Here is a 5,659-nt window from a genome sequence, read left to right as displayed (position 1 = left end):
CCTCAATCGCCCACCCCTCACCAACCCGCACCACCGCCGCATGCACCGGCCGCAGCGGGGCGATCAGCGGCAGATCGGCTTGCTGGGCATGCTTCGGCGGCCCGCCGAGCGTCAGCCGCTCCCCCGGCCACAACAGCACGGCCCCGAGGGCGTCCACCCAGGCGATCAGCGGTTCAGCGAGCATGGGAGTTTCCTTTACGATAAGAACGGCATGTTAGCCGCAATCGGAGGGAGCGTGCCGTACTCCCCTCGCCCCCTTTTGGGGGAGAGGGGCTGGGGGTGAGGGGGCTGGAACCGAACGATTGCCCTTCACCGTCCCACTGCTCTCCCTGAACACGCCCGGTCGCCGGTCATCGAGCGTCCGGGACGCTGCGTTCGCTCTGAACCACTTTGGCCGGATACCTGTAAGGGTTCGCCACCCTCACCCCCGGCCCCTCTCCCTGAGGGAGAGGGGAGAAGAGGAAACCCCGCCCGCGCCGGAGGCGCGAACGGGGCGAGGGGGTTGGCGAACCGAACCGGCTCAGGCTTCGTCGCTGGTGATCTTCGCCGGCTGCTCGGCGCCGAACAGGGCGTCGTAGCGGGCGGCGGCGTCCTCGGCGGCGGCGCCTTCCTTGACGATCTCGCTGACCGGCACGGCGCCGTTCCAGGTGTTGCCGTCTTCGTCCAGCATCTTCTCGCGGACGCTCAATTCGTCGTCGATCCGCTGGATCAGGTCGCGGGTGTCGGACAGCGCCGTGTCGTCGATCTCGACGCCGGCGATCGTCTCGCGGGCCTGCACCATCTGGTGCTTGGCTTCGAGCTGCTCGATCTGCACCTCAAGCTGTCCGCGGGCGGCCAGCATGGCGTCCAGCTTCCGCTCGTTGGCGGCGAGGGTCCGCTGACGGGCGTCGAGCAGGGCTTCCTTGTGGCCCAGCGTGGCCTTGGCGGTTTCGTAGGTCGTCAGGCGAGCAGCCAGATCCCGCTTCATATCGGTTTCTCGGATCACCCGGCCGGCGTAGTGCAGCTCGCCGGAGCCGATCTTGTCCCGCAGGAAGGCCATCTCGCGGGCCTGCTCGTCGAGGGCGGCGGTGCGGCCGGCGAGATCGGTTTTGAGGCGTTCGACGGCGATCTGCTGCTCCGCGACGACCCGCTTGGCGGCGGAGACGGCGGGATCCAGTTCGGTCAGCTTCTGGCGAGCCGCCTTGATCTCAAAGGAGACCGGCACCGCATCCCGCAGCCCGGTCTGGGCTTCGGAGAACGCGGTCTTGCCGAAGGTGAACAGGTCGGTGCCGAAGACGAGGGAGCCCAGACCCAGCGTCAGGGCGGTCCCGAGGAGGGCCTTGCGAATCATCGGAGTGGCTTTCGGAATGACTTTCATGGGAGCTTCTGAAGAAGCGGCGGGGGGCGGGAAACGCCCCGCACATGAGGTTCTTCGCGGCGGAGCCTCCGATCTTGGCGGCCGTCTGCGGGAATCTGCGGATTTTTCCAACGGGCGACTTGAGCGGCTAAACTGCGGTCATGGATACCTCCTCTTTCCCCGCCGCTCCGCCGGCCGCAGCTGACTCTCCGGTCGCCCGGTCGCGTCCGTCGTCCGCGGGACCGAGCGCCGAGCCCGCCGATCCGCCGGTGTTGTCTGCGGCGGTGGCCGCCGCGGTCGATTCCGCGATCCGCGACGGTTGCACGATGCTGGTTCGACACCCCCGCACCGGCGAGACGCTGCGGTTGCGGCCGGTCTTTGCGACCTCGCCGGTTCTCGAGGCCGGCCCGCCGGTCGTCACGACGCTGGCGGAGGACGTCGCGACCGCGGACGCTGAGTTCGCCGCCGGTTTGGGTCGGCCGGTCGAAATGGACCTCGGCGCCAGGGCCGAGCGTGCCGCGCGGTTGCTTCGCCTCAACGGCCTCGACCCCGCCGATCATCTTCCCCCGGATGTCCTCGCCGCATCGAGCGGTGAGGCGGAATGAGCGTTGAAGAGTCCCGCCGGTTTCGCGAAACGGCGGATCGGCAGTATCTCTGGTTGGTCATGTATCGCCCCGCCGGCGAGGCGTGGGCATGGGAAAACGCCCTCCACGCCGCCCTCGCCGGACTGGAGGAGGACCCCGCTCGTTTCTCCCTCTGCCAAGATCCCGGCGTCCAAGACCGCGGACTGCGGCAGGCGCCCTTCGGCCCCCGCGGCAAGCCCACCCACCGCCTCATCTTCGAGATCGACGGCGACGCCGTCCGCGTGCTGACCGTCCGCGGCTTCGCCCAGCCGGACCTTACCCCCGACGATCTCTAGCTCGTCGTTCGTCGCATCGGCGGATCGATATTGCGCGGACGGCGGCACGGACGACGAACGCCCACCGCGCTCCCCGCGCGGCGACGGGCCGCGGGTGAGCAGACGGTTTCTTCAAGACACAAGCGCTCAGGCCTTGAAGGCTTCGCGGGTGCGTTGGACGAGGGCGTTGTCCGGGCGGGCGGAGCCCTGCAATTTAAAGACGTTCGCGGCCAAATAGCGGTCCCGCCACGCCGGGGAGACCTTGTAATAGTCCTCCAGCACGGCGGAGCTGAACTTATAATCGTGGGCGTCGTTCCCCTTCAGATACACGAGCACGCGGGCGGCGTCGATCAGCGCTTCAGCCGAATGGCCGGCCTGAAGATAACCCAGCGTCGCTTCCGCGGCGGAAAGCGGGTCGTCGCTGACGTCGGCGAAGATCCGCTCGATCGCCTCCTCCGGCGTGCCGTTTGTCGGGGCGGGGCGGAGGTTCTCGACGTTCAGATCCCGCACTTCGCCGCGGCCGCGCATCGCGTCGCGGAACATCGGCAGGAACGCGGCGTTCTGGAGCAGGACCAGACGGCGGGTTTCGTCGTCGCCGCTGGCGTCGTAGGCGTAGCGGAGCGCGTTGGTGGTCGTCAGGGCGTGCAGGGCGACGATCCCCGGTTGCCGCATCAACAACTCGCCGGCTCCCACCAACAGGCCGTCCCAGACGGACTGCGGAGAGGCGCCCCGGTTCAACACCTCGACCGTCAGATCGCAGACCGCTTCGTTGGAGTCGGTTCGCAAGGCCGCCAGCAGTTCCTCCGTGGCGCCGGCGTCGAGGGCGCCGTCCCGCCAGTCGGGGCGAATGCGGGTCAGCCGCTCCTGATTTGTGCGGAAGGGGCGATCAGCGTCGGCGTCACGGCCGGCGGGGTTGTCGCCCTCGTGCATCAGCAGGGCGTAGGAGAGCGACCGCACGACCGGTTCGGCGTGCCGCCAGCCGATGCATTGCAGCGTCCGCCGGCTGTTCGCCACGAAGATCGCCTTGTGCCCGATCGAGCGGAAATCCCGGGCGCCGTAGCGGAAGAAACGTTCATAAACCTCGTTCTCGCCGGCGGTGCGGGCCAGGCCGGCGGCGGCGACGTCGGCGGCCGATTCGTCCCAGCCGTCCATCGCCGCGGTGAACGCGGTCCCGGCCGCGGTCGAACCCGGCACGGCGGATTCGTCCACCGCGCTCATCGTCCAGTTCCCCTCCCGCACGTCGCGGGCGGCTGCGCTTTTGAAATAATCCAGCGCCCAGAAGATCGGCAGCCACCGGTGCTGCGGCGTGGAGGCGAGGCTCGCCAGATGGGCGGAGTTCACCACCAACACCGCGTGAAATTTATGCCCCACCGAGGGCCGCGGCTGCACGTTCCGCACGCCCGCCAGTTGCAGGGCCGCCAGCAGTTCGCGGTAGCTGAGACCCTTGTCGATGCGGACGGCGACCTCTTCCAGCAGCCGTTCCCGCGGGGTGTCTTCGATGAGGCGGACCGTCGGTTCGATCCCGGCGTCGAACGCGACGGAACCCGGATCGACGCGGGCCTCGTCGGCGAAGACCGGTCGCAGGCGGCTCAGAAACGCCAGATCGCCGAACCCCAGCAGCGAGGCGGCGCCTCCGGTCGATCGGAGAAAGTTCCGCCGCGAGGGGGGCAGATGGAGGGACATGAGTGTTCTCCGGAAGAGGCATGAGCGCGCTGCCCACGCATTCTACCGTGCGGAACGTCGGGCGGGGGACGCGGTCCCTCCACGCCCCAGGGCGATTGCAAAGTCAGCAGGGTCGGCGAACGGACTGAGATTGGGTGGCATACTTTCGCCGCGGCGAGGCCGCGTCCGAAGCGCTGTGCCCCGTCACGTTCGCGGCGTAAGCATGGAGAGCGACGCCCGACCCTAGAGAATGAAGCGAGCATCGCACTCCATGCTCACTCGCCTGCGTTCCGCTTCGCTGCACTCCGGCGGGAGAGCATGCCACCACGGAGGTCGGACTTTGCAATCGCCCTGTTCCACGCCCCGACGACCGAAGCGTCCTTTCATAACCTTCGTCGGGCGATATCAAGCCGGCATCTTACTCTCCCAGCAAGAACGCCGCGACGCGCGCCCGGCGTTCGTCCTGCCAGTCGCGGGGGAAGTGGTGGGCGCCGGGGAACTCCTCGCACAGCGCCGGCCAGTCGGCGGCGGTCAGGGCGTCGCTCCACCGCGTCAGCAGTTCGCCGCGTTCCTCCTCGGTTCCATAAAACAATGCGATCGGCCGCGGCGCCGCGGCGTTTAATTCCGGATCGTTGTAGATCGCCCCCGGTCGGCCGCCGGGACTGAGGCCCACCGCCCCGGCATAGCGATCCGGGTGCAGGACGGTCTGCATCACCGCGTGATTCGCCCCCTGCGAGAACCCCAATAAATAGACTTTGGACGTATCCGCGACGGCGCTCAGCCCCGGGTCTTTGAGGATCGCCCGCAACTGTCGATCGACCGTGTCGTAGCCGGTTTCGTCGCTGGTCGGCCAGGTAAAGCCGCCTTCGGCGGTCGGCAGGGACCCCGGCACGCACACCGCCGCCCACCCGCGTTTCGCCCAGGCCGTCGCCTCCGGGGCGTAGCTCTCGTGGCTGTCTCCGTAGCCGTGCAGCAACAGCATCACCGGCGGCCGCTCCCCGCCGCCGGCGTTCGGCACGCCGGCCTGCTCGGCGTTCGCCTGTTCGGGGTCCGCTTCGGAGTCCGCCTGGACGTCCGCGGGGACGATATAAAAGGGCGTGCCGACCTTCGCGGCGGCCTCTTTGAGATACCGCCGGCGGATTTCTTTGAGGTGATCCGGGAAGTCCGGGGCGGTGCGAAGCGTGCCCAGTTCGTAGTCGGTGCGGGCGACGACGTAGTCGGCGTAACCCAGTTCCATCGCCCGCTCGAACGCCGCCCGGGCGGCCTCCTCGTTCCTCGCGAGCGCCTCGTTGCAGGCCAGTTGATAGGCCGCTTGCGCGAAGTCCGGATCCCGCTCCAACGCCACTTCATAAGCGCCGCGGGCGACGTCGTACTGACCGGCCGCTTTCATCAAATCGGCCCGGTCCAGCATCTCCTGGCCCGGGGAAGACTCGTCGGCGGCGGCCGGTTCGTAGTTCGCCAACGCGACCGGCGCCTTGGCCTGCGGCACCGGCACGTCCCACGCGGAGGAGTACGGATCGAAAGGCGCCTCGCCGAAGTCCTCGACCCCGCCCACGTCCGCCGCCCCCTCGCCCGCTCCGCCCGCCGGTTCGGCCTCGCACCCCGCCGCGGCCGATAGCGCGACCGCCGCCGACAGCCCGATCAGCAGGGGCGCGGCGGAACGAACGAGGCGAAACACGGGTCGATCTCCGGTCGGGAACGAATCAGCGCCAACCTACCCGCCCCCGCCCCCCGGCGGGCGGCGGGTTGGTACTTGAAGACCG

6 protein-coding genes are annotated in these 5,659 nt (G+C 68.9%); 2 read left to right on the top strand and 4 right to left on the bottom strand.

All coding sequences use genetic code 11. The features are described 5' to 3' along the window. On the bottom strand, nucleotides 1-184 hold a 184-nt coding region (locus tag LzC2_RS19870), incomplete at its 3' end, for a hypothetical protein (protein ID WP_171189774.1). A gap of 336 nt (nucleotides 185-520) precedes the next feature. After that, complete coding sequence (locus tag LzC2_RS19865) at nucleotides 521-1,330, bottom strand: hypothetical protein (RefSeq protein ID WP_171189773.1); 810 nt, start codon at nucleotides 1,328-1,330, stop codon at nucleotides 521-523. Nucleotides 1,331-1,497: 167 nt separating this feature from the next. Here LzC2_RS19865 and LzC2_RS19860 point away from each other — a divergent pair, with 167 nt between their 5' ends. After that, nucleotides 1,498-1,941, top strand: a complete 444-nt coding sequence (locus LzC2_RS19860; protein WP_171189772.1) for a hypothetical protein — start codon at nucleotides 1,498-1,500, stop codon at nucleotides 1,939-1,941. Then, complete coding sequence (locus LzC2_RS19855) at nucleotides 1,938-2,255, top strand: type II toxin-antitoxin system RelE/ParE family toxin (protein ID WP_171189771.1); 318 nt, start codon at nucleotides 1,938-1,940, stop codon at nucleotides 2,253-2,255. Before LzC2_RS19860 ends, LzC2_RS19855 begins: the two co-directional genes overlap by 4 nt. A gap of 126 nt (nucleotides 2,256-2,381) precedes the next feature. On the opposite strand, the gene LzC2_RS19850 is transcribed toward LzC2_RS19855, so the two are convergent. Together LzC2_RS19850 and LzC2_RS22930 are read right to left on the bottom strand one after the other, a co-directional pair. Further along, nucleotides 2,382-3,917 carry a hypothetical protein gene (locus tag LzC2_RS19850; protein ID WP_171189770.1) on the bottom strand — a complete coding sequence of 512 codons (1,536 nt, stop codon included), beginning with the start codon at nucleotides 3,915-3,917 and terminating at the stop codon, nucleotides 2,382-2,384. Nucleotides 3,918-4,314: 397 nt separating this feature from the next. Continuing rightward, nucleotides 4,315-5,574, bottom strand: a complete 1,260-nt coding sequence (locus LzC2_RS22930; RefSeq protein WP_171189769.1) for an alpha/beta hydrolase — start codon at nucleotides 5,572-5,574, stop codon at nucleotides 4,315-4,317. Nucleotides 5,575-5,659: the final 85 nt, after the last annotated feature.

The sequence above is a fragment of the Alienimonas chondri genome (assembly GCF_013036045.1).
Lineage (GTDB): Bacteria > Planctomycetota > Planctomycetia > Planctomycetales > Planctomycetaceae > Alienimonas > Alienimonas chondri.
Note: the sequence above shows the minus strand (reverse complement) of the source record. Positions and strands in the feature narration are given on the sequence as shown.

Excerpts from the sequence above, each read along its gene's own strand:
- LzC2_RS19865 (WP_171189773.1), bottom strand. The coding sequence starts at position 1,330 with ATGATTCGCAAGGCCCTCCTCGGGACCGCCCTGACGCTGGGTCTGGGC.
- LzC2_RS19860 (WP_171189772.1), top strand. The coding sequence starts at position 1,498 with ATGGATACCTCCTCTTTCCCCGCCGCTCCGCCGGCCGCAGCTGACTCT.
- LzC2_RS19855 (WP_171189771.1), top strand. The coding sequence starts at position 1,938 with ATGAGCGTTGAAGAGTCCCGCCGGTTTCGCGAAACGGCGGATCGGCAG.
- LzC2_RS19850 (WP_171189770.1), bottom strand. The coding sequence starts at position 3,917 with ATGTCCCTCCATCTGCCCCCCTCGCGGCGGAACTTTCTCCGATCGACC.